This is a genomic window from Evansella halocellulosilytica, from assembly GCF_002335745.1.
Lineage (GTDB): Bacteria > Bacillota > Bacilli > Bacillales > Salisediminibacteriaceae > Bacillus_CA > Bacillus_CA halocellulosilytica.
The window spans coordinates 292609-317732 of sequence record NZ_NIST01000001.1 but is presented as its reverse complement, the minus strand read 5'-3'; the positions used below and the strand labels follow the sequence as shown (position 1 = coordinate 317732).

Sequence of the window (25124 nt, the reverse complement as noted above, 5' to 3'; positions counted from 1 at the left end):
CAAGAGAAGATTCTGAGATCCTTGACGGTAGGAAAGCTGGTAATAGTACCGCCAAGAGAAGATTCCGAGTTCCTTGACGGTATGAAAAGTAGAAAAAGTGCCGTCAAGAGGAGATTCCGAGTTCCTTGACGGTATGAAAAGTCGGAAAAGGACCGTCAAGAGAAGAAATTGAGATCCTTGGCGGTATGAAAAGCAGAAAAAGGACCGTCAAGAGAAGAAATTGAGATCCTTGACGGTATGAAAAGCAGAAAAAGGACCGTCATGAGAAGTTTTCGACTGCAAACACTGTTTGAAGATTCATCTGAGAGGAGAAATTGTGACGAAGAGCAGAGAATTTGCGTCGAAATACCAATAGCTGTGTTGTCCTTCAAACTATAAAAAACACGAAATCACTACGCTAAACGACAAACTAAAGCAAAGCTCGAATTTACTAGTGCGAAACACAATCTTGTCCGTGGCAATAAACCAAACCGGATTGAATGTTGAAAGATAAATTATTTCCACGGAAATAGTCATTGTATGTAAATAAACTCTATATACTATTCCCCTAAAAACTACACACTTCTACAGAGACATTAGGGTAAACTCCATATAACGACGCAAGTAAAAATGAAGACATTTTGTTTTTAGTAATTAGACATATTTTCTTTCAGCAATGAATTCAATAGTAAAGGAGGGACGTGTACTACAAATCATGAAGGAAAGTGAAGGCGGTTTAAGTAAAGGGACTGTATGAATCGTCTTTATGCGAGAGAACACCTTAGGCAAGGACTTAAATGAAGTCACCCATACGAAAGGAGGGAGTACATATCGGTGTGATGGATGTCGTGTGTCGTTTCTATAAAAACCTCATTTAAGCCCCTTGCGCAAAAATGATGGCGCTTAGGTTTTAACTCCAAGAAGAATCATGATTGTGAAACTAAAATCAATTAATCTGTCTACAAGTTTAAGAGGGATAGTCATGAATTGAAGAAGATGGAAATACGATTTAATAAGGGAGTTAGTTTTATTGGAATTGTCATGAAGGTAAGTAACCACTATAACAAACGTAAATACAGTACCTACATTAGTAATCTGACAATTCAGAATAATATAGACAATTTTTGATAGATTTTGTTATAATTTGAATGGAGGGTTGTCTGAAAATTGTAATATGAAACGGAAGGGAGTGAACATATGGATCTGGGCGTTTATTATGACAGTTTAGTGTATGTCATGATCTTTATTCTGCTAGGGGTTGCACTTCCAGTTGGAGCACTTACGTTTGGCAGGCTGATAAGGCCAAACAATCCTTATAAGGAAAAACTGACAACTTATGAAAGCGGGATTGAACCGACGGGAGATGCTCAAGTAAGGTTTCATGTAGCCTACTATATTGTAGCGCTCGAATTCATAATTTTTGACGTTGAAACCGTTTTCTTATACCCGTGGGCTGTTGCATTAGATCAGCTTGGCTGGGTAGGGCTTAATGCCATGTTGATATTTATCTTGATTTTAGGATTAGGGCTTGCATACTCTTGGAAAAAGAAGGTGCTCGAATGGAATTAAAAGGGTTTCAAGATACAGAACAGTATGATCCTAGAGTTTTGGAAGATGTAAAGAAGAATGTGTTTTTTACAAAGGTAGAACAGTTAAAAGCATGGTCGCGAACCTCCTCGCTATGGCCGCTAACATTTGGCCTTGCGTGCTGTGCAATCGAAATGATGGGAACTGGCGCTGCGAGATATGACTTTGACCGATTCGGTGTTATTTTTAGAGCATCGCCTCGACATTCTGATGTCATGATCGTTGCTGGAACCGTAACAGCAAAAATGTCACCTGTACTTCGGACGTTATATGATCAAATGCCAGAGCCGAAATGGGTTATTGCAATGGGCTCTTGTGCGACGTGTGGCGGTCCGTATAAAGAAGCCTACAGCGTGCTCAATGGTGTCGACAAAATTGTTCCTGTTGATGTATACATCGCAGGTTGTCCGCCAACTCCACCGGCATTACTCGACGGTGTGGAAAAATTACGTGAAAGGATTCGCCTTGAAGCAAGAGGAGAGAAGGTGAATCAAGAATGACAGATAAGAAAAACAAGAAAAAAACAGAGGAAGCAAAAGATCAAGAAGAGGTTACAGAAATTCATCCAAATCAAGAATTTCTTGATTTAATTGTAGAAAAAGTTAACTCCCTCCAAGGCAAAGAAGTGATCGAAGAAGCAAAGATAAACTTTGGAAATCCATTAATCACTTTAGACAGTTCTCATTGGACGCTCGAACTTGCCAAATACCTTCATGATGATTCAGATCTTCAATTTGATTTTCTCTCCTGTATTACCGGAGTTGATTACGATGAACATATGGAAGTCGTTTACAACTTTTACTCCACAACAAATGATCACTACTTATATGTCAAAGTAAAAACATCTCGGGAAAAGCCGATAGTCGTTTCAGTTGAATCAATTTGGAAAGCAGCTGACTATATGGAGCGAGAAACGTATGACTTGCTCGGCATTGAATTTCCAGGTCATTGGAATTTAAAAAGGATTTTACTAGAAGATGACTGGGAAGGTCATCCGTTAAGGAAAGATTATGTCACAGACAAGAAAGCCCTAGGCTTGGATTAGGGGGTGCTATTCATATGTCTATTAAAACTGAAGAAATGACGCTGAACATGGGTCCGCAACACCCTAGTACGCATGGTGTCTTCCGGCTGCAGCTTAAGGTCGATGGCGAAACGATCCGCAAGGCAGAGCCGATCATGGGGTACTTACATCGCGGTTCTGAAAAGCTTGCAGAAGGGTTTATCTATTCACAATTTATCCCTTACACTGACAGGCTCGACTATTTAAATGCGATGTCGAATAACTATATTTATTGTGCCGGAGTTGAAAAGCTGCTCGGGTGGGAGATTCCTGAGCGAGCAGAGTATTTAAGAGTCATTACGATTGAATTAAACCGAATTGCCAGCCACCTCGTTTGGTGGGGAACATATTTGTTGGATATCGGCGCATTAAGTCCGTTTCTTTATGCATTTAGAGACCGAGACCTCATATTAGACAGATTAAATGAAATTAGCGGAGCACGGATGACATTCAACTATATGCGGATCGGCGGTGTGAAGTGGGATGCACCAGATGGCTGGATCGATAAAGTAAAAGAAACAGTTAAAGAGGTCCGGGAAAATATTCATGAATACGACAGGCTCGTAACTGGAAATGAAATTTTCCAAGCGAGAACGATTGGTGTAGGGAAATTAGCAAAAGAAGATGTCATTAATTGGGGGCTATCAGGTCCGATTGCCCGGGGGAGCGGAGTTAAATTAGACCTGAGAAAAACAGAGCCATATTCGATATACGACCGGTTTGATTTCGATATACCTACTCGCGAGGAAGGAGATGTATTCGCAAGGTATAAAGTAAGAATTGCTGAAATGCATGAGTCTTTGAAAATTATTGAACAGGCATGTGAACAGTTCCCGGAAGGAGAAATCATTCATAAAAAAGGCAAACGAATTATGATGATTAAGCCGCCTGCAGGGGAAGCGTACACCCGTTGTGAAGCTTCTAAAGGGGAAATTGGCGTTTACGTGATTAGTAATGGAAAAACGAAACCACATCGCGTCAAGTTGCGCAGACCATCCTTTGTCAACGTGTCGATCTTGCAGCAAATATTAGTAGGAGAGTCGATACAAAACCTTGTCGCGATATTCGGAAGTCTCGACGTTGTACTCGGGGAGGTTGATGCGTAATGGAGCTACTTTGGATGATCCTTTACGCGGTCATCGTTCTATTTGCCTTACTTGGAGCTGTAACGTATGCGATTTTGTTTGAACGCAAAGTTATTGGATATATGCAAGTGAGGGTCGGGCCGAACCGACATGGACCGTGGGGGATGTTTCAAACGATTGCTGACGTCTCGAAATTGTTAATGAAAGAAGATGTCGTTCCTCACGTGGCCGATCGAAAAATATTCGTCATGGCACCTGTCATTGCGTTTACACCGGCATTTGCCGTGCTTGCAGTTATACCTTGGAGTGAAAACATCTATGCGGCTGATTTAAATATTGGCTTATTATACTTTTTAGGTTTTTCCTCCATTACAATGCTAGGAGTATTGACAGGTGGCTGGAGTTCAAATAACAAATATTCGTTATTAGGGTCCATTCGTGGAGTCGCCCAAATGGTTAGTTATGAAATCCCGCTTGTTTTATCAGTATTAGGGGTTGTCATTATTGCAGGGTCACTCAATTTAAGGGACATTGTCTTTTATCAGGAATCGATGGGCGTATGGTTCATTGTTCCTCAAATATTAGCGTTTATCGTCTATATGATTTCTTCAATTGCAGAATTAAACCGTTCACCATTTGACTTGCCTGAAGCAGAGTCTGAGCTTGTTTCAGGATATCATACCGAATATTCAGGCTTCCGGTTTGCGTTCTTTATGCTTGCTGAGTACACATATGCGATTGCAATATCAGCATTAGCAACCGTTCTATTTTTCGGAGGATGGCTGGGACCTGCATTTTTACCAGGGATTGTCTGGTTCTTGCTCAAGATGTGTATCTTCATGTTCATCTGGTACTGGCTACGTGCAACGTTACCTCGTGCACGAGTAGACCACTTGATGAAATTTGGCTGGAAGGTGCTCATCCCGTTAGCGTTATTAAATATCGTCATAACCTCGATTATTAAAGTGTGGATGGGGTGATAAAATGTTTCGATTACTTAAAGGTTTCGGTGTAACACTGAACTATTTTAGAAAAAAGAAGTTCACCATCCAATACCCAGATGAAAAGGTGATCATGCCCGAACGATTCAGAGGTATTCACCGCTTTTTTCCGGATAAATGTATTGTCTGTGACTTATGTGTAAAAGTATGCCCGACAGATGTCATTACGTTAACCGGGAAGAAAAGTGAGGAGAATCCGAAGAAAAAAGTGATTGATACGTATAATATTGATTTTCAAGGCTGTATATTATGCGATTTTTGCACAGAAGTATGTCCGACAGATGCGATTGTCATGACAGCCAGATATGACAACTTGTGCGGATTTAACCGATCAGAGCATTTTAAAGATATTAAGTGGCTGACAGATAATCATGTTTACGGCTACTATGAAGAATCTGATCCCGTACCTGAACCTGAAGGAAGAGGTGACGGGAAGTGAATGCACACATGATTATTTTTCTCATATTAGCAATAGCTGCAATAACAGGAGCTGTCTTTATTATCGCTCTAAAAAAGATTTCTCATCGATTAGTATCAATGGCTTTTAGCTTTTTAGCAGTAGCGGGAATATACTTCCTGCTTCGTGCCGAATTTATTGGGATCATCCAAATTATGGTTTATGTAGGGGCTATTACGATCCTGTTTATATTCGGGATGATGATGACCGATCACCGTAATGTTCAGTTTGCAGGTGATCCACGAAAAGCTCATAAAGCAATCAGTTTTATCGGTGTTACAGGGTTATTAGGTGTGTTGCTGTATGGGATCTTAGGAATGGACCTGCCGGCGAATGAAGAGCATTACGTTGGAACGGCTGAACAACTAGGTCTTGTCTTGTATGGCAACTATTTGATCGCCTTTTTAGCTGTTGGTTTCTTATTAACAGCCGCCCTTGTTGGAGCGATTGTGATCGCACGGAAGGAGGCGGATTAGCATGGTGCCTATTTCATTGTTTTTAGCACTCGGAGCAGTCCTATTCTGCATTGGCTTGTACGGTGTGCTGACAAGACGACATTTAGTCATCGTTTTAGTTTGTATCGAGCTTATGCTAAATTCCGTTAACATCAATTTAATTGCGTTTTCAAGCATCGGTCCATTTGCCAACATTACAGGGCAAGTATTTACGTTGTTTGTGATAACGGTTGCAGCTGCTGAAGCAGCAGTCGGATTAGCGATCCTCATCGCGCTTTATCGCAATCGACATTCGATTGATATCATTAAACACGATTTATTGCGATGGTAATGGTAGTTGAACAACCTCTTTTAAGAGACTAAATGAAGAAAAGGTGATGGTATGATACAAAATGCCTGGTTAATACCGGTCTTTCCGCTAATCGCCTTCATCATCCTGCTGTTCTTTGGAAGATTCTTAAAGAAACATGCTTCCTATGTCGGGATAACAGCCTTGGCTCTCTCATTCATTCTATCAGTATTCGTACTGTTTGAACGGATTGGCGGAGAAACCTACACATATGTCATCGAATGGCTGACTTTCGGTAGCAGCACCGTGACGATGGGGTATGAAGTGACACCGTTAAATGCGATGATGCTGATCGTCGTCACTCTCGTCAGTTTAGTCGTCCATATTTTTTCAAAGGAATATATGAATGAAGATAATCGCATTCACGTTTTTTACGGTTACTTAGGTTTGTTTTCATTCTCGATGCTCGGCCTCGTGCTAGCACCAAACATTTTACAATTGTTTATTTTCTGGGAACTCGTTGGGCTCTGTTCCTATTTGCTAGTTGGTTTCTGGTACTTTAAACCAGAAGCAGCATCGGCGGCGAAAAAAGCATTTTTAACGACGAGAATTGGTGATGTCGGTCTCCTTATCGGTCTTGTTCTCTTATTTAATGCGACTGGCAGCTTTGAATACGGAGAAGTGTTTGCTGCCGTTGAAGCAGGACTCGTGACAGACACAATGGTTACGATTATTGCCATTTGTATCTTTTTAGGGGCAGTAGGGAAATCAGCACAGTTCCCGCTCCACGTCTGGCTTCCGGATGCGATGGAAGGTCCAACTCCTGTCAGTGCACTGATCCATGCAGCGACGATGGTTGCAGCCGGTGTTTATTTAGTAGGAGTGATGTATCCTCTGTTTCTTGCATCAAGTACAGCATTGACGATCGTTGCTTATACCGGGGCAGTCACCGCTATTTTTGCAGCTACGATTGCGTTAGTGAATACGGATATAAAACGAATATTAGCTTATTCAACGATCAGTCAGCTTGGGTTTATGATGTTGGCATTAGGAACAGCAGGTTATGTTGCAGGACTGTTCCACTTAATGACTCACGCGTTCTTTAAAGCATTACTTTTTCTTGGAGCTGGAAGTGTTATCTATGCACTCCATCACCGTCAAGATATTCGTGAAATGGGCGGACTATGGAGACGGATGAAAATAACGTCAGTTACCTTTTTAATAGGTGCCCTGGCAATTGCAGGTATATTCCCGCTTGCAGGGTTTTGGAGTAAAGAGGAAATTCTCGCATCAGCATGGTTAAACGGAGATCCATTTTTGTTTACGATCGCGGTCATAACGGCATTTATGACAGCCTTCTATATGTTTAGATTATTTTTCAAAGTCTTTATTGGTGAATTTAGAGGTGATCATGAGCCACATGAAAACACGAAATGGATGACCGTTCCGTTAACCGTTTTAGCGATTCTCGCAATCGGTGCAGGACTTATCAATGCACCATTTACCGGTCACGCTTTAGAAGGATTTTTAATAGAAGGAATGGCTCTCGGCAGTCAGCCTCACGGTGAATTATGGTTAGCGATTCTCTCGATCGTCGTCGCAGGCTTAGGGATTGCCCTTGCATGGGCGATGTATGCAAGAGGGGCTATCTCACCAGAAGTATTATCAAGAAAACTGCCAGCTGTTCATCGATTGCTTTTAAATAAATATTATATGGATGAATTGTATTTACACGTGTTTGTGAGACCGACTGTTTCAGTTGGAAGGCTAATGTGGGATATTGATCGTCATTTAATTGATGCGATTGTCAACTTTGTCGGCCGCTCAACTCGGAGTACTGGCAAGACGTTTGGAAAACGTCATAACGGTCAGCTGCAAACGTACGGTCTTGTGACGATAATCGGAGGAATTGCGATCATTGCTCTCGCCTTCGTGTTTAGGGGGTATTTAGGATGATCCCGAATATTTTAACCTGGCTTGTTTTTTTACCGATGGCAGTAGCATTACTCATACTAACCATTCCACGGGAAAATGAAAATGTCATTCGTTCCCTAGCAGCTGGAGCTGGTGTCGCAGCGCTCGTTTTATCGCTAATGATTTGGAGCGGGTTTGATAGAGGAGTAAGCGGACTGCAATTTGAACAATTTGTTCCATGGATCGATATTGGGTTTCTTCAGTTAAACTATGAAATGGGCGTCGATGGACTCTCAATGCCGCTTCTCGTGTTAACGACAATCGTAACAACATTGTCTATCTTTGCTTCCTTTTCAATGAAAGAGAGAGTAAAAGAGTTTTACGTTTGGACATTAATTTTGTTTACCGGAATGCTCGGTGTATTCGTTTCACTTGATTTGTTCCTCTTTTTCTTGTTTTTCGAATTAACGCTCATTCCGATGTTTTTCATTATCGGCATTTGGGGTGGAAAAGGAAGGGAATATGCTTCTTTTAAGTTTCTCGTTTATACAGGGCTCGGAAGTGCGATCATGTTCATTGCGTTTATTGCGATGTACTTAAAAGGTGCAGAGGCAATGTTTTTCAATGAAACATCGTTCAGCATGATCCGATTAGCGGAAATCTATGCAGATCCTGCTAACCCGGAAGCGTTAACAGCAGCCTTTAAAGGTGGATTATTTTTAACACTGTTTATCGCATTTGCGATTAAATTGCCGATTTTTCCATTCCATACGTGGCTTCCGAATGCACACGTGGAAGCACCGACGGCAGCTAGTATGATTTTAGCCGGTGTGTTACTAAAAATGGGAGGGTACGGTTTACTCAGAATTGGTTTCGGAATTTTACCTGATCAAGCGGCGAGGTTTGCAACACTTATCGCGATACTAGGGGTTATTAATATCATTTACGGGGCGTTTTTAGCGCTCGTTCAAACCGATTTAAAACGGCTCGTCGCATTTTCGAGTATTAGTCACATGGGAATCGTTTTACTCGGAGCTGCTTCGGTCACTGTATCAGGAATGCAAGGGGCAATCTTCCAGCTCGTTTCGCACGGTTTTATCTCTGCGCTTCTCTTCTTCATGGTTGGGGCGATTTATGAACGGACGAAAACGAGGACAATTTCAGAACTCGGAGGTCTTTCCAAAACCGTACCAATACTTGCAGGTTTTATGTTAGCTGCAGCGATGGCATCTGTTGGACTTCCTGGCCTTTCAGGGTTTGTTAGTGAATTGTTAGCCTTTATTGGCATATTTGGAGCATCGAGTGATTTCATTCCGGCTGCAACCGTCATCGGTGTGATTGCAGCAATTGGGATCATTTTGACAGCTGCGTATCTTCTATGGGCGATGCAGCGGACAACGTTCGGGCAGCTCGATGAAAAATTTAAAAGTCTCCAGGATGCAAGACCGTTCGAGTACGTTCCGATGGTCGGATTGTTATTGTTCAGCTTATTAATTGGTGTTTACCCGAACCTTTTAAGTGACGTCATAAACATTACAGTAATCGACTTCGTGTCGAGGATAGGGGGTTAAAGACAATGTCAGCTTTTGATGCCAACTGGTCTTTAATGACTCCGGAAATTGTTTTAGCAACATTAGCACTCGTGATATTCACAATCGATTTCATGACGGGAATAAAGGGCAATAAAGCTTTTATTGGCCGATTAAGTATCCTTTCCTTGTTCGTGACGATCGTCCTTGTTATTTTTACAAATAATCAATCCGCAAGCATCGCGGATATGTTTTACGTCGATGCCTATGCGATGGTCTTTAAAGTCATCCTGCTCTTAGGGGTAGCCTTCGTCATTGCGATCAGTATGTACTACTTAGACTTGCATGACGACGTATATCAAGGAGAATACTATTCGCTAATGCTCTTTGCAGCATTAGGGACGATGATCATGGTTTCTTCTGCCGATTTAATTACGTTATTTATCGGTCTTGAGCTGTTGAGTATTTCTTCTTACTGTTTAGCAGGCTTTAAAAAATATAAAAAGAAATCAACAGAAGCAGCTTTGAAATATGTCATCTTAGGGGGAGCTGCCTCCGCGTTTATTTTATACGGAATGTCTTTCGTTTATGGTCTCACTGGCACGACTAGCCTTGTGGAAATTGGTGAAGTGATGCCAGCGTTATTTGAAGAGTATACACTTATGATGACGCTTAGCTTGCTGTTTATGCTAGCAGGATTTGGCTTTAAAATATCAATCGTACCATTCCATATGTGGGCACCAGATGTATACGAGGGAGCTCCAACTCCTGTGACTGCATTTTTAACGGTAGTTTCCAAGCTGGCCGCATTTGGGATCATTTTACGAGTATTTTTCGTTGGGTTCGGAACTGTATATGACGAATGGGCATTTGTTTTTGCCGTACTCGCCGCATTAACGATGATTGTCGGTAACTTTATTGCCTTAACACAAAGAAATGTGAAACGTCTGATGGCATATTCAGGGATCGCTCAAGCAGGATATATTCTTGTGCCGATTGCTGCGGTAGCAACGGTCAGCGGGACATTTAGTATGGTTGCCTTCTACGCAGCTGCTTATGTCCTCATGACGTTAGGTGCCTTTGCAATCATTACGATTGTGACTGAGGAAGCCGGAAATGAAGATATTACTAGCTTCTCGGGATTGTACCAACGGTCGCCATACATGGCTGTTGCGATGACCACATTTCTTGTGTCGCTCGGTGGTTTGCCGCTAACTGCAGGATTCTTCGGAAAGGTGTATATCCTTCAAGGGGCAGTGACAGCTGATATGCTTTGGCTCGCTGTCATCATGATCGTCACAAGTATTATTTCTTTTTACTATTACTTTGGGATTATCAAGCATATGTTTATGAGGGGACCGAAAGATGATCAGAGGAGTGAATTGAATGTTCCTTTCAGTTTATCAGCAGTTGTGACAGTGTCTCTTGCAGGCACAATTATACTTGGCGTATTGCCGAATTTGTTACTAAACTTCTTTAACGATATAAACTGGATGGCGATGTTCATGTAACCTTGAAATTATTTCAAGATGGGATAACGGACAGAAAAAGTCTCCACTGTACGCACTATTTAGCGAGGTGGAGGCTTTTTTTTGGCTGAAAATTATGCTTAAAGGAAAGCGCAAGTGAATAGGGAGCATACGATATGAAAGACAGGTATCTTAAAAATAAGTCGTCAAGTCGTTTGTATCGTCGATTCTTTTCCGCTCATTAGGGAGGCTCTTTATTGCAAATCATGCGAATGAATCTTGTTTTATATCCTTTTAGTTCCAGGCGAAAAACGTGTTTTTTGCTGATGGACTAAAGAAATGATGTTTTGAATCAAAAAATGGTGGAAAGTACTTGAATCAAGGGTAAGTCCTTTTTTGTGAAATGAAAGATTTTTGCAGGTAAACAAAAATATAGGTTTATCGTCTTGATTCAAGTGATAGGTCATGTATAAAAGGTAAATATGAGCTTATTCGACAGAGTGGGGAACAAGCTCGAAATTTACGACAATTAGGTCAAAATACCTACAAATAAAAGGGAATCACATATAGCTTTTTTTTTCATTTTTAGGTATTATTAAATTTGTGCCCGTTTATTCATTTGAGGTCAGACATCTATACGGACAGTCTGAATTGATAATAAATAAACATAAGGGTAAATATCGAACGTCGTAAGAAGCAGAGCTGTTACGAATGAATGTGGAGGGGTTATGGAAATGCTCGAGTCAATGGGGCAGCAGGCGTTGCTAAGCATCTTAGTAAATTTATTAGTACTTGTTATCGTCTGGTGGTCTATCCAGTCCTTTAAGTTTGATCTTTTTATGAAACAGCCGGACGGAGTTAAGGCAAAAGCATTCATGGTCCTCTTGACACTTAGTATCACGCACTTAGTAAGTAGTTTCTTGTTGAATTACTTAAACTGGTCAATGATGCTAAGACACTTGTTTTAAGATCATCGTGTTAACATCGATTTAAGTCGCATATTGTCAGCATTTAGTGGATACTTCCATGTATGTCTGTCTCCCATAAGGTAACAATGCTAGTAAGAAGTATCGTTTAAGTTCTTAAACGATAAAGGGGAGAGACGATATGGGGAAACAATGGTTAACAGCATTTCTACTTTTTGGCAGTATCGTTATCGTAATCGTTTGGACGGCAACACACGAAAGTGAAGCGCGTTCAGTAACAACTGATGTAACAGAAGAACCACTTCAAGTCATACAGCACATCGATAAAAAAACAGACGAACTAAATATTCGTAATCAACGCATTCATATATATGGTCGTACACATAATAAAGATTTTTCTTCTAAAGATGAAATGGACCGGCATATACAAGAGTGGATGCACATGAACGGAAACTTCAAATGGGAAATGGATGAAGATGCTAACCACGAGTCGTGGAAAGGTTACTCAGCTAATGATTCATCCTCACCTTATCAAGAAAAAGTCACCATTCATGTTTTTTCAGACGATACGAATCATCAATATGAAACATATGCTATTTATGAAGCTTCGTTTATACCTATGCCTGATTGGGAAACCGCGTTCTCCAGTCTGTTCAATACGAACCAATCGATCCTTTCGCTAATCGATCCATCAGATATCTTTCTAAGGATTGAAGGGAAGGTTGCAGGAGATGACCATGATGTTTATGAAACAGGCCAACATATTGTCGAAGCTTTTCAAGCAGATTTAGTTGAAGAACTGCACGAAGATTCGTTCGTTTCATTGTCAGCTTATACTCCTCTTTGGGGGAAGTCAATCGAAACGAATGGTGAATCGATGAACTTACAAGTCGCATTACGAACACAAAAAACACGATTGGGCGGAGAAACAACCGTTACAATTGGCACACCAATAATTACGACTGAATATTAATAATATAGAATATGGACGCGGAGGGGAATACTTTGGAAAAAATCATCGTCCGCGGTGGCAGGCGCTTAAACGGCACTGTCCGAGTCGAAGGAGCTAAAAATGCCGTTTTGCCGGTCATCGCTGCATCCATTTTGGCCAGCAAAGGGAAGAGCACAATATATGATGTACCGCCACTTGCTGATGTATACACGATCAGCGAAGTTTTAAGAAATTTAAATACGGATGTCACATATGAAAACGGTCAGTTTTCTGTTTGTGCAGAAGGTGACTTGCACGTTGAAGCACCATTTGAGTATGTTCGAAAAATGAGAGCATCATTCTTAGTCATGGGACCGCTTTTAGCGCGTAAAGGTCATGCACGAATTGCGTTGCCTGGGGGCTGTGCGATTGGATCCCGTCCAATTGATCAGCACTTAAAAGGCTTCGAAGCAATGGGAGCAAAAGTTGAAATCGGGAATGGATTCATCGAAGCGAAAGTGGATGATGAATTGTATGGTGCGAAAATCTATTTAGATTTCCCAAGTGTTGGTGCTACTGAAAATATTATGATGGCAGCAACGATGGCAAAGGGTACAACGATTATTGAAAATGCTGCAGAAGAACCTGAAATTGTCGACCTTGCGAATTATTTAAATGCAATGGGAGCGAAAGTAAGAGGAGCGGGAACTGGAACAATCCGTATTGAAGGAGTGAAGGAACTCGTCGCTGCGGAACATACGATAATTCCTGACCGAATTGAAGCTGGGACGTTTATGATTGCTGCTGCCATTTCTGGTGGCAATGTATTAGTAGAAAATGTTTTACCTGAACACTTACGTCCATTGATTGCGAAAATGACTGAAATGGGTGTTATTATCATTGAAGAAAGCAATGGTCTTCGGGTTATCGGTCCGGATAAGTTGAAGGCGACAGACGTCAAAACGATGCCGCACCCAGGTTTTCCAACTGATATGCAATCACAGATGATGGCGCTTATGCTATGCGCTGAAGGTACGAGTGTGATTACCGAAACCGTTTTTGAAAATCGTTTCATGCATGTCGAAGAATTTCGCCGTATGAATGGGAACATTAAAATTGAAGGTAGAACAGCTATTATTGCTGGACCTACTGAGCTTCAAGGTGCAGAAGTTGCAGCAACTGACCTTCGTGCAGGTGCAGCTCTAGTACTTGCTGGGCTTGTTGCTGAAGGTTACACACGTGTGACAGAACTGAAACACGTTGATCGTGGCTACGTTGATTTTGCCGGCAAGTTGAAAAATCTAGGCGCCGACATTGAACGCGTATACGAAGAGGAGCAAGCGGAGCTTGAGAATCTTGAAGCACCTTCTCCACTAAAAATGGATCCGAACTTTGCTTAATAAAGTGCGGCTGGTATTATAATTTATTAGTGAAAACCCCTTGAGCATCGAGGTAGTTGCCGATGCTCAAGGGGTTTTATGCTGTTTTCGAAAATACATTCATGGGCAGTATGTGATCCGTTGATAAGGCGGCTGTCGTTATGTGTGAATCGTTTATCCCTTTCTTTCATATGTAATTAAGTGAAGCTCTTTATACGTTATGTATGGTGTTCTTCAAACGTATTATGTATGTGTGGTGGAGCTCTTTTTAATCGTAAGGAGTCGTTGTTCTGTCATCGATTGTAATCATCTTCTCTGAACTTAGCATTTAGCATCTGACCCCGTTTGCCATCTTTTTTAATCTAACCATTCGTGAAAGGTTTTATGTATGATATTTATGTTTTTTAGTGGTATTTATTTCTATGCGATACCATAGCGCAATGTGCAATAAAATAGCGGAGGTCAGATCCACACTTTTTGATGATCTCCAATTTACCAATTTACCAATTTACCAATAATCCCCACGTGCCAGGCACATGGGGATTATTTACATTTTTAGTGTTTTTAGTGTTTTTCGATTTTAAGTTCTCGTAAGGAGTTATATTTTACTCTACTTAGTTTGAACATATAAATTATGTGAATTCATTTAATTGAATTGAATGGATTGATATGTGTAAGTTTCTATTGATGCTTATAGTCTTGGCACGTTCTTAAGGTGCTGATCGGTTCTATCTATTAAATATATAAGAATCTAGTATATTATCCTCTCTTTTTGTTCTAACTAGTAATAGATGTTCATAGATATGTGATGAGAAATATTAAATGAGCACCGTGAAGAGAGGAGAACTAGCAGATGAAGCACTTTGTTTTTTTTGCGTTACTATTAATGATATTTTTACTCGTTGTTCCAACTATTTTAGTTGTTGGCTTTTCCAATGATGAACCAGGACTGACAACTTATGAGACAGAGCAAACAGATGAGCAGCCTCCGCTCATAACGGGTGAACCCGAAGAAGTAGAGCATATTGCAGTTTTTCGCTCTGAAGAAGAAATTATCGAGGAAGTTCCGTTTGAAGATTACATAGCTGGCGTCGTCGCTTCAGAAATGCCAGCTACTTATGAGATGGATGCATTAAAAGCACAAGCACTGACAGCTAGGACGTACATTATGCAACTATTAACGACTGGAAGCGATATAAACTTGCCTGATGGAGCGAATGTAACAGATACGGTCATGCACCAAGTGTTTAAAAATGAAGAAGAGTTAAATGAAGAATGGGGATCTGAATATGAATGGAAAATGGCTCGTGTAAAGCAGGCAGTATATGAAACGAGCGGGAAAATCATTACGTATAACGGAGAACCGATTACAGCGGCCTATTTTTCAACGAGCAATGGTTACACGGAAAACTCGGAAGAATATTGGTCAAATGAGTTTCCATACTTAAGAAGTGTAGAAAGTCCTTGGGATGTTGATTCACCTCGCTATGAAGGAGAGACTGTGATGTCCGTGCAAGAATTCGAACAAAAATTGGAAGTCACGATAGACAGTGGTCCACCTGGGGAAATTTTGAGCCGTACAACAGGCGGACGTGTTGCAAAAGCAGAAATCGGCGGAGTTGAATTTACTGGTAGAGAAGTGAGAGATTTGCTAGACCTTGATTCTAGTGATTTCCAATGGGAACGCCAAGGAAATATGATTAGTATTGAAACGAAAGGCTGGGGCCACGGAGTAGGAATGAGCCAATATGGAGCCGATCAGATGGCAAAAGAAGGCTATGACTATGAAGAGATTATTTTACATTACTACCAAAATGTTGAGATAGAAGAAGCAGAAGATGTACTCGGACTCATTATCGCGCACCAAAATAGATCGTCCGAAGAAGAAGAGGATGAAACTGAAGAGCAAGAATCAAGCAGTGAACAACAAGCCTTAGGAAATCAATAGATTCCAGCAAATTGTCGGGTACCAGGTCCCCGACAATTTTGTGTAAAAGTGTCAAAAAGAAAAAATTTTCTAAAAAATGTATAAAGTTTGCTTAATTTGATCACAATGGTTGCTGAGGTGGTGATCAAATGAACAATAACGAAGAAAAACAAGCTTCCAAAAGGGAGCCATTACAGGCGAAAATCAAGCGTCTAATGAAAAAGCGTTGGGCGGTGCCTGCACTTTATCTAACACTAGCAGCAATCTTTTTAACAACATTCTTGTGGCTAACTGGAACTAGCGATGATTTAGCAGAGGATCAAAGAGACTCAGAGTTTGATATAGATCAACCTGGGGATGAGGATCAAGCATTAACAGATGAAGAAGATGCGGTCCCAGTTACTGCAAACAATGAAGTATTCCAAATGCCTGTGTTAGATGAAAATGAAGTGTCTGTAGTCGGAACATTCTATGATTATGAATCTTCTGTTGAAGATCAACAAAATGCCCTTATTCGATACAACAACTATTACTACCAAAACCGAGGCATTGATCTATCTACAGAAGAGGGAGAAAGCTTTGATGTTATTGCCGCAATGAGTGGTACTGTCATTAAAGCGGAAGAAGATGCCCTTTTTGGACAAGTTGTACACGTCGAACATGATGAAGACATTGTTTCAATCTATCAAAGTTTAGAAGATGTACAAGTAGAAGTAGGTCAGACTGTAAAGCAAGGTGATGTCGTTGCAAAAGCTGGCAGAAACCTTTACAACAGTGATGCCGGAATTCATGTACACTTTGAAATTCGAAAACAAGGTGTACCAGTAAATCCACTTGATTACATGGAACAGCCGATGACGTCGTTACCGGAAATTGAACCAAATCAAGCGGCAGATGAACCTGGCGCCGAAGATGTTCCAGAACCTGATGCAGGAGAAGATGAAGAAGATGCACCAGAATCTGATACGGAAGATGAGCAAAATCCTGACGTAGAACAAGAAGAATCATAAAGCAAAACCAAAAAGTAGTTAAAAATTCTAATGAACACTCCCGCCCAAAAACAAAAATTGTCAGGGACCAGGTCCCTGACAATTTTGTGTTTTAAACGAAAAGGACTTGACATATCTGGCTGATATGTTCAGAAACGTTCTGCTTAACTAAAATGTTCCGCTTCTAAGTGAACTGGTGAACATGCCCCCACCCACCCACCCATCCATCCATTAAACGTCCCAGTTTGTCACTTTAAACTCTAACAGTGATTAGTTCCTCGAAAAGAAATTTTTGAAAAAAGATTAAAAACTTTCTTTTTCACATATACATCCATTATTTAACCGAGTTCAATCCACTCCATTCAAGGTTAAATCCATTTAAAAATACATATTATTTCATGAATATTTCGTCTTTTTTACACAGATATTTGATTTTAGGCATATCTCAAGAGACCGTCTAATAAAATTTAACAAACCTTACCACAAAGAAAGGTCGTTCAAGGAGATTGAGGAGGGTCAAGGCAAACCTGAATTCAACGAGGAACGCAGCTCATTACATCAAGAAAAGTCATCGTATAGGTGTGCTGTCTTTCTTCGTCTTTTTGAACTCCAGAAACACTAGGGAGGCGAGAGGTGTGCACGATTACATCAAGGAGAGAACAATCAAGATAGGTAGGTACATCGTAGAGACGAGGAAAACAGTCCGTACAATTGCAAAAGAGTTTGGCGTTTCAAAGAGTACAGTTCACAAAGACTTAACAGAACGGCTGCCGGAAATTAATGCAGAGCTGGCCAACGAAGTGAAAGAGATTTTAGAGTACCACAAATCGATTCGACATCTTCGCGGGGGAGAAGCAACAAAAGTGAAATATCGTAAACCGGAACTGCCAAGTGAAAAGCCGATGAAAACAAAAGTGTAAATTTCAACAATTCCTACCACTTTTTTCTGACAAATTATGATAAAATGATACAATAGATACAAATTCTACTTAGAATCGGATAAAACTAAAGCCATATAGGCATATCAGGTCAGGGAGGAAATAAGAAAATGCTTGGTAGGGATATAGGTATTGATTTAGGAACGGCAAACGTACTCATTCATGTACGAGGGAAGGGAATTGTACTTAATGAGCCATCCGTCGTGGCCATTGATACAACGACCAAACGTGTGTTAGCTGTAGGGACTGAAGCTTTCCGAATGGTTGGACGGACACCAGGGAACATTGTTGCAGTTCGTCCATTGAAGGACGGAGTGATCGCAGACTTTGATACGACAGAATCAATGCTGAAGCACTTCCTTAATAAAGTGAAAGTGAAAGGATGGTTTGTGAAACCGCGCATTTTAATTTGCTGTCCAACAAACATTACTTCAGTGGAACAAAAAGCGATTCGCGAAGCAGCAGAGAAAAGTGGGGGTAAAAACGTATACCTGGAAGAAGAGCCAAAAGTTGCTGCAGTCGGTGCAGGAATGGATATTTATCAACCAAGTGGAAATATGGTGGTAGACATTGGCGGTGGAACGACGGACGTAGCAGTACTCTCGATGGGAGACATCGTCACCGCCTCCTCCATCAAAGTTGCAGGTGATCGCTTTGATAGTGAGATCCTCAACTATATTAAGAAAAAGTACAAGCTTTTAATTGGAGACAGGACGGCTGAAGAAATTAAGAAAAATGTTGGGACGGTATTTCCGGGTGCCCGTGATGCAGATATGGATATACGCGGAAGAGATATGGTAACAGGGCTGCCGCGCACGATTAACGTCACTTCTGAAGAGATTAGAGAAGCATTGGAAGAATCAATCTATCATATCGTCCATGCCGCTAAAAATGTACTGGAGCAAACACCGCCAGAACTGTCAGCTGATATTATTGATCGTGGCGTCATCTTAACAGGGGGCGGCGCATATTTGCATGGAATCGACCAACTATTATCTGAAGAGTTGAAGGTTCCTGTATTTATCGCCGAAGAACCGATGAATTGTGTCGTTGAAGGAACAGGGATTCTTCTTGAAAACCTCGATCGCGTTCAACGTCAAAAAATAAAAGCTTAAATTTTCTTAGTTGGACAAGCTTACATAGATTTTAGGCAGTTTTTACATAAATCATGTAAATTCATAGGACGACAGACTTTAATGACAAGAGAATTAAATTTTGATTGTAAGAAACCGATATAATAAATAGATAAATAGGACTATTACGGTCGATATTGAGGTGAAGACTATGCTTCGTGGTTTATATTCTGCAGGGGCTGGAATGATCGCCCAGCAGCGCCGTCAGGAAATGCTGACGAACAATTTAACGAATGCTGAAACACCTGGTTATAAAGCAGACCAAGGCTCTTTACGTACATTCCCGAATATGCTTTTAAGTGCAATTGGCACTGACCATTTACAGCAATACGGCACAAATCGTATCGGTGATTTAGCTACAGGTGTTTATATGCAAGAGGGAACACCGAATTTTCTCCAAGGAGATATACAAGAAACGGGCAATTTAACTGACATGGCTCTTCTTCAAGGTGTGGTACCTGAAGATGAAGAATCAGGGCAGAATGCGATGTTGTTTTATACAGTAGAAAGTGATGATGGCGACGTCCGTTATACACGTAACGGGAACTTTACTATTGATGGAGCGGGATTTTTAACGACTTCACAAGGTCATTATGCTCTTGATGCAGATGGCGAGCGAATAAATGTAGATAATGAACAAATCCGAGTAAACGCAGAAGGAGAAATTTTTTCTGCTGATGACGATCTGCTTGGACAATTAAATGTGGCACTCGTCCAAGATCCTGCCCAACTAGTTAAAGAAGGCGATGGATTACTGCGGTATGAAGGAGAAAATGAGGTCGTAACAGCAATCGGTAATGATGACGTCACTTATCAAATTCAACAAGGTTTTATTGAACGTTCGAACGTTGACGCTTCACAAACAATGACAGAAATGATGAGTGCAATGCGCTCATTCGAAGCGAACCAGCGTGTGATGCAAGCCTATGACCGTAGCTTAGAGAGAGCAGTGAATGACGTAGGCAGACTAGGATAATGATCGTTTTGAAATAATTAATACATGATTTTGAAAGTAGGTGTAGGTGTTTGAATCAATCGATGATTTCCGCTGCTGTAACAATGGGACAGCTGCAAAAAAAGTTAGATTCTACAAGTCATAACTTGGCCAATTCAAATACAACGGGATATAAACGTAGAGATGTAAGCTTTTCTGATCTGCTGTTTCAACAAGTGAATAATCAGCCTGTTGCAGGGCAGGAAGTCGGACGTCTCACACCGAATGGATTGCGTGTTGGTTCAGGAGGTGCAGTCGCACAAACAGCGATGCGTTTTGAGCAAGGCTCATTGAATGAAACAGGTCGTTCATTAGATGTTGCCTTAACCGAACCGGGTTACTTCTTTGAAATATCTCCAACTGAGGATGGAGAACGACGTTTTACACGTGATGGGGCTTTTTATTTGTCGCCGAACCCTGATAATGCAGGTCAAAATTTTCTCGTAGATCAAGATGGTGAATTTTTGTTATCTGCTGACGGAGACCCGATCATTCTTCCGGGAACATATAACGACATTCAAATTAGAGAAGATGGTACGATAGAGGTTGTTTTAGATGGCGGTGAGACAGAGATTGTTGGTCAGTTGCAGCTAGTAAATATTACAAAACCTCAGCTTCTAAATTCAATAGGAGATAACGCGTATACATTTCCAAACTTAGATGAACTCGATTTAGAAATGGATGATGTGCTAGTAGAAGCAGCTGGTACCCAAGTATTTAGACAAGGCAGTTTAGAGATGTCAAATGTCGATATGGGCCATGAAATTTCTGAAATGTTGTTAACTCAGAGGAACTACCAATTTAATTCAAGAGCAGTTTCCATTGCAGATGAAATGATGGGGCTTGTCAATAGTATTCGTTAAGGATACAATAGGCTAGAAAGCCGAAGGTGACGAGGGGTTTGTCATGAATAAAGAGAATGAATTTCAAAGAGAAGATCATTCTTCTCCAATTGAAAACGAGAAAACTGAAAATAACGATGAGTTAAAACATAAACAATCAGAAGTTGATTCGTTTCAAGATAACGTAGATGATGCAGATTATAAAAATTCAGCTGATTCTGTAAGTGAAGAAACTGCTGTTTTTTCATTAGGTGAAAAAAAATCATCTAAAGAGAATGATAGAGAAGTAAATGATGAAGTTGCCGTCATTTCTTCTGCAGACGTCAAACAATCACAAGATGAAATTGAAGCAATCAACCCGATTCCTCCAGACAATTTGCTTGTTACAGAGGAAGAAGATCGTCGTTCAGAAATGGCAGAAGATGATGGAGAACAAAACAGAGGAATGACAAGAAAAGAGCTTAAACAGGAAAAAGCAGAACAAAAAGAGAAAGCAGTGAAGCCGAAGCGCGGGCGAATTCGTTTAATTCCTATTTGGCTTCGAGTCATTATTATCCTAATCTTATTAGTTGCTAGTCTTATCGGTGGCGCTATGTTTGGTTACGGTGTGATCGGTGACGGAGAACCACGCGATGTGTTAGATCGTGATCCTTGGTATCATATATACGATATTATTTTTGAAGATACAGACCGGGAACGAACACGATAATCAACTAGGATAAACATCGAGTCTTCTAGAGTCTAGACAACGACCGATAGACAGACATGGAAAATATTTATCTTTATAAACCCGATGGATGCAAACTTTTTGCAACCATCGGGTTTTTTAATAGAGTTCACAAAATTGTGCGCGACCTGGTACCGCACAATTTCCCTTATTCTATTGACAGTTTGACGTTTGTTCTGTCCATGTTTTTTTCAATTTGTTCGCGACTTTTAATGAAGAGGGTGATCGTATTTTTTCACGTTAACAATGATTTTATGATTATTCTTGTAAAGTAGACCTCGATTAAAGTAAACTTAAATGAGGAAAATAGAACCTGCATATTATAGGAGGTCATAAAAATGCTTACTATTGAAGAAATTAAAGAGATCATTCCACACCGTTATCCTTTCTTGTTAGTTGATCGGATTTTAGAGGTAGAAGAAGGGCAACGAGCTGTCGGCATTAAAAATGTAAGTGCTAATGAGGACTTTTTTAACGGCCACTTTCCGGATTACCCGGTTATGCCTGGTGTCTTAATTATTGAAGCTTTAGCTCAGGTTGGAGCAGTTGCAATGTTGAAAAAAGAAGAAAACCGAGGGAAGCTTGCTTTTTTCGCAGGAATTGACGGCTGCCGATTTAAAGGACAAGTGAAGCCGGGCGACCAATTAAGGTTGGAAGTAGAAATGACACGGTTAAGAGGAAAAATCGGCAAAGGAAAAGCGGTCGCATCGGTTGATGGACAAACAGTGGCTGAAGCAGAGCTTATGTTTGCCTTAGCAGATAAAGAAGACTAGAAATCATGAAGAAGCCAAGTTAGTCGATACTAGCAAGGCTTTTTTTGTTTAAAGGAAATACACAACCTCTGACATTTCGAAGAGGTACGTACTAAACAAACGTTTGTTTAACTATTTTTTGACTTTTTTCATCATTGGTTGGTGAAATTCGCTTTCGATCATTGAGGCGTAATCTGCTTTCTAAAAACGTTTGTCGAATATTATTCAGCGTAACCCCCTCACCACCACATAATGCCCCCCTCAACATAAGTTCCATATTTCCCCATGTGCCAGGCACCTGGGGGAACTTGGAAATGCCTTTTTGGCCAAGAATTTTTTTCTATTTGAGAATAATTGAATGAAAAATAACAAATCCTTAGGAAAAGTTCCTATTCTCTGCAAAGAAACGGAAAAAGAAGAATAAAAAAGCTGATTTTGTGACTCTGTGTAAACATTATGGGAGATTGTAAAAAAGTACAAAAAGATGTTTGAAACAGTTGAATTCGTGTAATAGGGCACATAGAATCACTCCTAACGGGATCATTTTTTAACTATGATCTTCGTTAGAAATTTTTAAAACCATTTTTTGCTGAGGAGGGAATGTTTATATGAGAAAGAAAACATTCTTAACAGCTGCATCGACAGTGCTAGCACTAAGTTTACTAGGGGCTTGTGCTGATGACGATGTAGACGTGAATGACGACGGAATCGACGAAGGAGGCGTCGTCGAGGAGGAAAATGGAGATGATGTTGACCTAGATGTTGAGGACGAGTAAACTCACGATTTTTCCGGAACAACAAGACTTAACATAGAGAAAGAAAAATATATGGGAGAAGAAAAGAGGAGGAACGAATCATGAAAAAGAAAGCACTTTTAACAGGACTATCAACAGTATTAGCTTTAGGTTTATTAAGCGCATGTGGTGATGAAGATGTTGATGTAGACGATGGAACAAACGGAACTGATGACGGAGAATTCGAAACAGATGACAATGGAGACGACGCAGATTTAGGTGAAGATACTGAAGGTGAAGATGATGGCTTCGACGTCGATGAAGGCGAAGAAGATGACGGCTTTGATGATGTTGAAGACGAAGAAGATGACGAGTTTGGTGAATAATTAAAGCCATATTGAAAAATGATCTCAATAAGCATGTATGGGTTTAATCGTTAGCGTTTAAAATAAGTTCAATAACAAATAAGTATATAGGAGGGAATTAGAATGAAAAAGAAAATCTTATTAACACTATTATCAAGTGTATTAACCGTTGGAGTACTAGCAGCGTGCGGCGATGTTGAGGATGATCCAATGCAAGAAGATGATCCGATGATGGAAGATGATGGCGGTACAGATGACGGAGACTTTTAAGTCATCATGAAGGCCCTTTAATGAAAACGATCAACTCACGCCTTTAAAAAGGAGGGATGTATCATGAAGAAAAAATTATTGCTAACGTTATTTTCAGGAATGTTAACTGTTGGAGTATTAGCAGCATGTGGTGACATCGAAGACGATCCAATTCAAGAGGATGATCCAATGATGGAAGAGGATGACACTGTCGGTGGAGGAGACTCTTAAGCATTTTCTGTTAAAAATAATTAGTCAATATAGATGTCCCTCTTTTCTGTTCTAATAAACAAGGGTGAGCAATTTCGCTCAATTCCCTTTTTATATAGATCAATGAATGGCAGCTCAAGAGTTACGTTTGTATGATACGAAATTAATTAGGAGGAACTTGTGATGAAAAAGAAAGTATTGTTTGCACTGTTATCTGGTGTTTTAACAGTCGGTGTTTTAGCTGCGTGTGGAGATGTTGAAGATGATCCAATGCAAGAAGATGACCCGATGATGGAAGATGATGGCGGAGACATTGACGAAGACGTTTAAACAATTTTAAGTAAGATATACAATTTTTAAGCTCACCCTTCGTATACTGCTGGTTTTGACGGGGAACGCTAAACCGGCAGTATACATTAACCTTTTCATACATTTCACCTAAATTGTGTAGACAAGCCGTTACATTATGGTGAACTGTCAAAGAGTTTGAAAAAACTCCGATAAGGATTGCACCTTAAAAAAAATAAAGTTATGATAAGTTCCATCGCAGCCATTATTGTAAGGTAGTGAATGCGACGTTGGGGTGAAAAATCATACCTAACATCAAGATATTTATTCAACAGGAGGAATTAATAATGAAGAAAAAATTAATGTTATCAATTATGTCTGGAGCTTTAACAGTAGGAGTATTAGCAGCATGCGGAGACGCTGAACCAGAAGACGATGCACCAGTAGATGAGGATACTGGAATCGAAGAAGACATCGATGATGAATTTGAAGAAGACGAATTCGAAGAAGATGAGTTCGACGAAGGTGAAGACGATCTAGAAGACGATGTAGAAGATGACATCTTTGATGATGAAGATGAAGAAGACGTAGACGAAGAAGAAGATATGTAATTCTTTTTTTACGGACTTGGTTTTTGAATACTAACGTTTCGTTAGTAAGCATGAAATTCTGTGCAAATTTATTAGGAAAATAATATCCTAACTCCCTATTAGCGCATGCTCAATAAAGGGGACATAAGAGCGAAAAAAGATTGAATTTCGGTAACGATGTCCTATCTTTGTTGAACAGCCTAAATGATTATTTTGAGCGATCGATTGTTCATTCAATACGTTGACACCGTCGTTAATGGTTTGAACAATCGTTGCAACAAAACTCCTTCTTAGCCACAAGGAGTTTTGTATAAATGAACAG

28 protein-coding genes are annotated in these 25124 nt (G+C 40.4%); all 28 read left to right on the top strand.

From position 1 onward, the window contains the following. Positions 1–1176 precede the first annotated feature (1176 nt). The 28 genes from CD001_RS01420 (at position 1177) to CD001_RS26180 (ending at position 24823) form a co-directional block, all read left to right on the top strand. Positions 1177–1548 carry an NADH-quinone oxidoreductase subunit A gene (locus CD001_RS01420; RefSeq protein ID WP_096185864.1) on the top strand — a complete coding sequence of 124 codons (372 nt, stop codon included), beginning with the start codon at positions 1177–1179 and terminating at the stop codon, positions 1546–1548. Continuing rightward, positions 1539–2066 carry a NuoB/complex I 20 kDa subunit family protein gene (locus CD001_RS01415; RefSeq protein WP_096185863.1) on the top strand — a complete coding sequence of 176 codons (528 nt, stop codon included), beginning with the start codon at positions 1539–1541 and terminating at the stop codon, positions 2064–2066. Before CD001_RS01420 ends, CD001_RS01415 begins: the two co-directional genes overlap by 10 nt. Further along, on the top strand, positions 2063–2611 hold the full coding sequence (locus CD001_RS01410; protein WP_096185862.1) for an NADH-quinone oxidoreductase subunit C: 549 nt from the start codon (positions 2063–2065) through the stop codon (positions 2609–2611). Before CD001_RS01415 ends, CD001_RS01410 begins: the two co-directional genes overlap by 4 nt. A 14-nt stretch (positions 2612–2625) precedes the next feature. Continuing rightward, positions 2626–3735: an NADH-quinone oxidoreductase subunit D gene (locus CD001_RS01405; protein WP_096185861.1), complete on the top strand. Its 1110-nt coding sequence runs from the start codon at positions 2626–2628 to the stop codon at positions 3733–3735. Beyond that, on the top strand, positions 3735–4694 hold the full coding sequence (gene nuoH / locus CD001_RS01400) for an NADH-quinone oxidoreductase subunit NuoH (RefSeq protein WP_096185860.1): 960 nt from the start codon (positions 3735–3737) through the stop codon (positions 4692–4694). Before CD001_RS01405 ends, nuoH begins: the two co-directional genes overlap by 1 nt. Before the next feature lie 4 nt (positions 4695–4698). Further along, positions 4699–5154, top strand: a complete 456-nt coding sequence (locus tag CD001_RS01395) for a NuoI/complex I 23 kDa subunit family protein (protein WP_096185859.1) — start codon at positions 4699–4701, stop codon at positions 5152–5154. Further along, entirely contained in the window at positions 5151–5648 is a 498-nt protein-coding gene (locus CD001_RS01390; protein ID WP_096185858.1) for an NADH-quinone oxidoreductase subunit J, read from the top strand. Before CD001_RS01395 ends, CD001_RS01390 begins: the two co-directional genes overlap by 4 nt. Then, complete coding sequence (nuoK, locus tag CD001_RS01385) at positions 5644–5958, top strand: NADH-quinone oxidoreductase subunit NuoK (protein ID WP_142303532.1); 315 nt, start codon at positions 5644–5646, stop codon at positions 5956–5958. The genes CD001_RS01390 and nuoK overlap by 5 nt, the downstream gene beginning before the upstream one ends. Before the next feature lie 51 nt (positions 5959–6009). Continuing rightward, positions 6010–7872, top strand: coding sequence for an NADH-quinone oxidoreductase subunit L (gene nuoL / locus CD001_RS01380; protein ID WP_096185856.1), 1863 nt, complete (start codon positions 6010–6012; stop codon positions 7870–7872). Next, positions 7869–9401 carry a complex I subunit 4 family protein gene (locus tag CD001_RS01375; protein ID WP_096185855.1) on the top strand — a complete coding sequence of 511 codons (1533 nt, stop codon included), beginning with the start codon at positions 7869–7871 and terminating at the stop codon, positions 9399–9401. Before nuoL ends, CD001_RS01375 begins: the two co-directional genes overlap by 4 nt. Positions 9402–9406: 5 nt before the next feature. Continuing rightward, positions 9407–10870, top strand: coding sequence for an NADH-quinone oxidoreductase subunit N (locus CD001_RS01370; RefSeq protein WP_096185854.1), 1464 nt, complete (start codon positions 9407–9409; stop codon positions 10868–10870). A 692-nt stretch (positions 10871–11562) separates the two neighbouring features. Further along, complete coding sequence (locus CD001_RS01365; RefSeq protein ID WP_096190449.1) at positions 11563–11796, top strand: DUF1146 family protein; 234 nt, start codon at positions 11563–11565, stop codon at positions 11794–11796. A 139-nt stretch (positions 11797–11935) separates the two neighbouring features. Then, a complete protein-coding gene (locus CD001_RS01360) occupies positions 11936–12727 on the top strand; it encodes a YwmB family TATA-box binding protein (RefSeq protein ID WP_096185853.1) in 792 nt (263 codons plus the stop codon). 32 nt (positions 12728–12759) lie between these two features. Beyond that, entirely contained in the window at positions 12760–14085 is a 1326-nt protein-coding gene (gene murA / locus CD001_RS01355) for a UDP-N-acetylglucosamine 1-carboxyvinyltransferase (protein WP_096185852.1), read from the top strand. Between the two features lie 832 nt (positions 14086–14917). Beyond that, positions 14918–16012: a stage II sporulation protein D gene (gene spoIID, locus CD001_RS01350; protein ID WP_096185851.1), complete on the top strand. Its 1095-nt coding sequence runs from the start codon at positions 14918–14920 to the stop codon at positions 16010–16012. Positions 16013–16140: 128 nt separating this feature from the next. Then, the gene (locus CD001_RS01345; RefSeq protein WP_096185850.1) at positions 16141–17001 is read left to right on the top strand and encodes a M23 family metallopeptidase; all 861 of its coding nucleotides are present in this window, start codon (positions 16141–16143) and stop codon (positions 16999–17001) included. Between the two features lie 614 nt (positions 17002–17615). Continuing rightward, on the top strand, positions 17616–17900 hold the full coding sequence (gene spoIIID, locus CD001_RS01340) for a sporulation transcriptional regulator SpoIIID (protein ID WP_096185849.1): 285 nt from the start codon (positions 17616–17618) through the stop codon (positions 17898–17900). Positions 17901–18028: 128 nt separating this feature from the next. Beyond that, complete coding sequence (mreB, locus tag CD001_RS01335) at positions 18029–19033, top strand: rod shape-determining protein (RefSeq protein ID WP_096185848.1); 1005 nt, start codon at positions 18029–18031, stop codon at positions 19031–19033. Positions 19034–19202: 169 nt separating this feature from the next. Beyond that, entirely contained in the window at positions 19203–20027 is an 825-nt protein-coding gene (locus tag CD001_RS01330) for a flagellar hook-basal body protein (protein ID WP_096185847.1), read from the top strand. Between the two features lie 50 nt (positions 20028–20077). After that, positions 20078–20908 carry a flagellar hook-basal body protein gene (locus CD001_RS01325; RefSeq protein ID WP_179298567.1) on the top strand — a complete coding sequence of 277 codons (831 nt, stop codon included), beginning with the start codon at positions 20078–20080 and terminating at the stop codon, positions 20906–20908. 43 nt (positions 20909–20951) lie between these two features. Next, positions 20952–21596, top strand: a complete 645-nt coding sequence (locus tag CD001_RS26750; RefSeq protein WP_257009677.1) for a DNA-directed RNA polymerase subunit beta — start codon at positions 20952–20954, stop codon at positions 21594–21596. Positions 21597–21952: 356 nt separating this feature from the next. Then, positions 21953–22387, top strand: coding sequence for a 3-hydroxyacyl-ACP dehydratase FabZ (gene fabZ, locus CD001_RS01315; RefSeq protein WP_096185846.1), 435 nt, complete (start codon positions 21953–21955; stop codon positions 22385–22387). 587 nt (positions 22388–22974) lie between these two features. Then, positions 22975–23142 carry a hypothetical protein gene (locus tag CD001_RS26200; protein WP_179298566.1) on the top strand — a complete coding sequence of 56 codons (168 nt, stop codon included), beginning with the start codon at positions 22975–22977 and terminating at the stop codon, positions 23140–23142. 80 nt (positions 23143–23222) lie between these two features. After that, positions 23223–23486, top strand: a complete 264-nt coding sequence (locus CD001_RS01310) for a DNA primase (protein ID WP_096185845.1) — start codon at positions 23223–23225, stop codon at positions 23484–23486. A 102-nt stretch (positions 23487–23588) separates the two neighbouring features. Further along, positions 23589–23735, top strand: coding sequence for a hypothetical protein (locus CD001_RS26195; protein WP_179298565.1), 147 nt, complete (start codon positions 23589–23591; stop codon positions 23733–23735). Positions 23736–23798: 63 nt separating this feature from the next. Beyond that, positions 23799–23945, top strand: a complete 147-nt coding sequence (locus CD001_RS26190; protein ID WP_179298564.1) for a hypothetical protein — start codon at positions 23799–23801, stop codon at positions 23943–23945. 162 nt (positions 23946–24107) lie between these two features. Beyond that, complete coding sequence (locus CD001_RS26185; RefSeq protein ID WP_179298563.1) at positions 24108–24254, top strand: hypothetical protein; 147 nt, start codon at positions 24108–24110, stop codon at positions 24252–24254. Between the two features lie 305 nt (positions 24255–24559). Next, positions 24560–24823 carry a hypothetical protein gene (locus CD001_RS26180; protein ID WP_179298562.1) on the top strand — a complete coding sequence of 88 codons (264 nt, stop codon included), beginning with the start codon at positions 24560–24562 and terminating at the stop codon, positions 24821–24823. Positions 24824–25124 lie beyond the last annotated feature (301 nt).

What these genes read in the sequence shown, in the direction of transcription:
- CD001_RS26750 (WP_257009677.1), top strand. Translation starts at nt 20,952, where the DNA reads ATGAATAAAGAGAATGAATTTCAAAGAGAAGATCATTCTTCTCCAATT.
- mreB (WP_096185848.1), top strand. Translation starts at nt 18,029, where the DNA reads ATGCTTGGTAGGGATATAGGTATTGATTTAGGAACGGCAAACGTACTC.
- fabZ (WP_096185846.1), top strand. Translation starts at nt 21,953, where the DNA reads ATGCTTACTATTGAAGAAATTAAAGAGATCATTCCACACCGTTATCCT.
- nuoH (WP_096185860.1), top strand. Translation starts at nt 3,735, where the DNA reads ATGGAGCTACTTTGGATGATCCTTTACGCGGTCATCGTTCTATTTGCC.
- spoIID (WP_096185851.1), top strand. Translation starts at nt 14,918, where the DNA reads ATGAAGCACTTTGTTTTTTTTGCGTTACTATTAATGATATTTTTACTC.
- CD001_RS26200 (WP_179298566.1), top strand. Translation starts at nt 22,975, where the DNA reads ATGAGAAAGAAAACATTCTTAACAGCTGCATCGACAGTGCTAGCACTA.
- CD001_RS01310 (WP_096185845.1), top strand. Translation starts at nt 23,223, where the DNA reads ATGAAAAAGAAAGCACTTTTAACAGGACTATCAACAGTATTAGCTTTA.
- CD001_RS01420 (WP_096185864.1), top strand. Translation starts at nt 1,177, where the DNA reads ATGGATCTGGGCGTTTATTATGACAGTTTAGTGTATGTCATGATCTTT.
- CD001_RS26185 (WP_179298563.1), top strand. Translation starts at nt 24,108, where the DNA reads ATGAAAAAGAAAGTATTGTTTGCACTGTTATCTGGTGTTTTAACAGTC.
- CD001_RS26190 (WP_179298564.1), top strand. Translation starts at nt 23,799, where the DNA reads ATGAAGAAAAAATTATTGCTAACGTTATTTTCAGGAATGTTAACTGTT.
- CD001_RS01395 (WP_096185859.1), top strand. Translation starts at nt 4,699, where the DNA reads ATGTTTCGATTACTTAAAGGTTTCGGTGTAACACTGAACTATTTTAGA.
- CD001_RS01410 (WP_096185862.1), top strand. Translation starts at nt 2,063, where the DNA reads ATGACAGATAAGAAAAACAAGAAAAAAACAGAGGAAGCAAAAGATCAA.
- CD001_RS01330 (WP_096185847.1), top strand. Translation starts at nt 19,203, where the DNA reads ATGCTTCGTGGTTTATATTCTGCAGGGGCTGGAATGATCGCCCAGCAG.
- CD001_RS01360 (WP_096185853.1), top strand. Translation starts at nt 11,936, where the DNA reads ATGGGGAAACAATGGTTAACAGCATTTCTACTTTTTGGCAGTATCGTT.
- CD001_RS01405 (WP_096185861.1), top strand. Translation starts at nt 2,626, where the DNA reads ATGTCTATTAAAACTGAAGAAATGACGCTGAACATGGGTCCGCAACAC.
- CD001_RS01345 (WP_096185850.1), top strand. Translation starts at nt 16,141, where the DNA reads ATGAACAATAACGAAGAAAAACAAGCTTCCAAAAGGGAGCCATTACAG.
- CD001_RS01365 (WP_096190449.1), top strand. Translation starts at nt 11,563, where the DNA reads ATGCTCGAGTCAATGGGGCAGCAGGCGTTGCTAAGCATCTTAGTAAAT.
- CD001_RS26180 (WP_179298562.1), top strand. Translation starts at nt 24,560, where the DNA reads ATGAAGAAAAAATTAATGTTATCAATTATGTCTGGAGCTTTAACAGTA.
- CD001_RS01375 (WP_096185855.1), top strand. Translation starts at nt 7,869, where the DNA reads ATGATCCCGAATATTTTAACCTGGCTTGTTTTTTTACCGATGGCAGTA.
- CD001_RS01370 (WP_096185854.1), top strand. Translation starts at nt 9,407, where the DNA reads ATGTCAGCTTTTGATGCCAACTGGTCTTTAATGACTCCGGAAATTGTT.
- CD001_RS26195 (WP_179298565.1), top strand. Translation starts at nt 23,589, where the DNA reads ATGAAAAAGAAAATCTTATTAACACTATTATCAAGTGTATTAACCGTT.
- CD001_RS01415 (WP_096185863.1), top strand. Translation starts at nt 1,539, where the DNA reads ATGGAATTAAAAGGGTTTCAAGATACAGAACAGTATGATCCTAGAGTT.
- nuoL (WP_096185856.1), top strand. Translation starts at nt 6,010, where the DNA reads ATGATACAAAATGCCTGGTTAATACCGGTCTTTCCGCTAATCGCCTTC.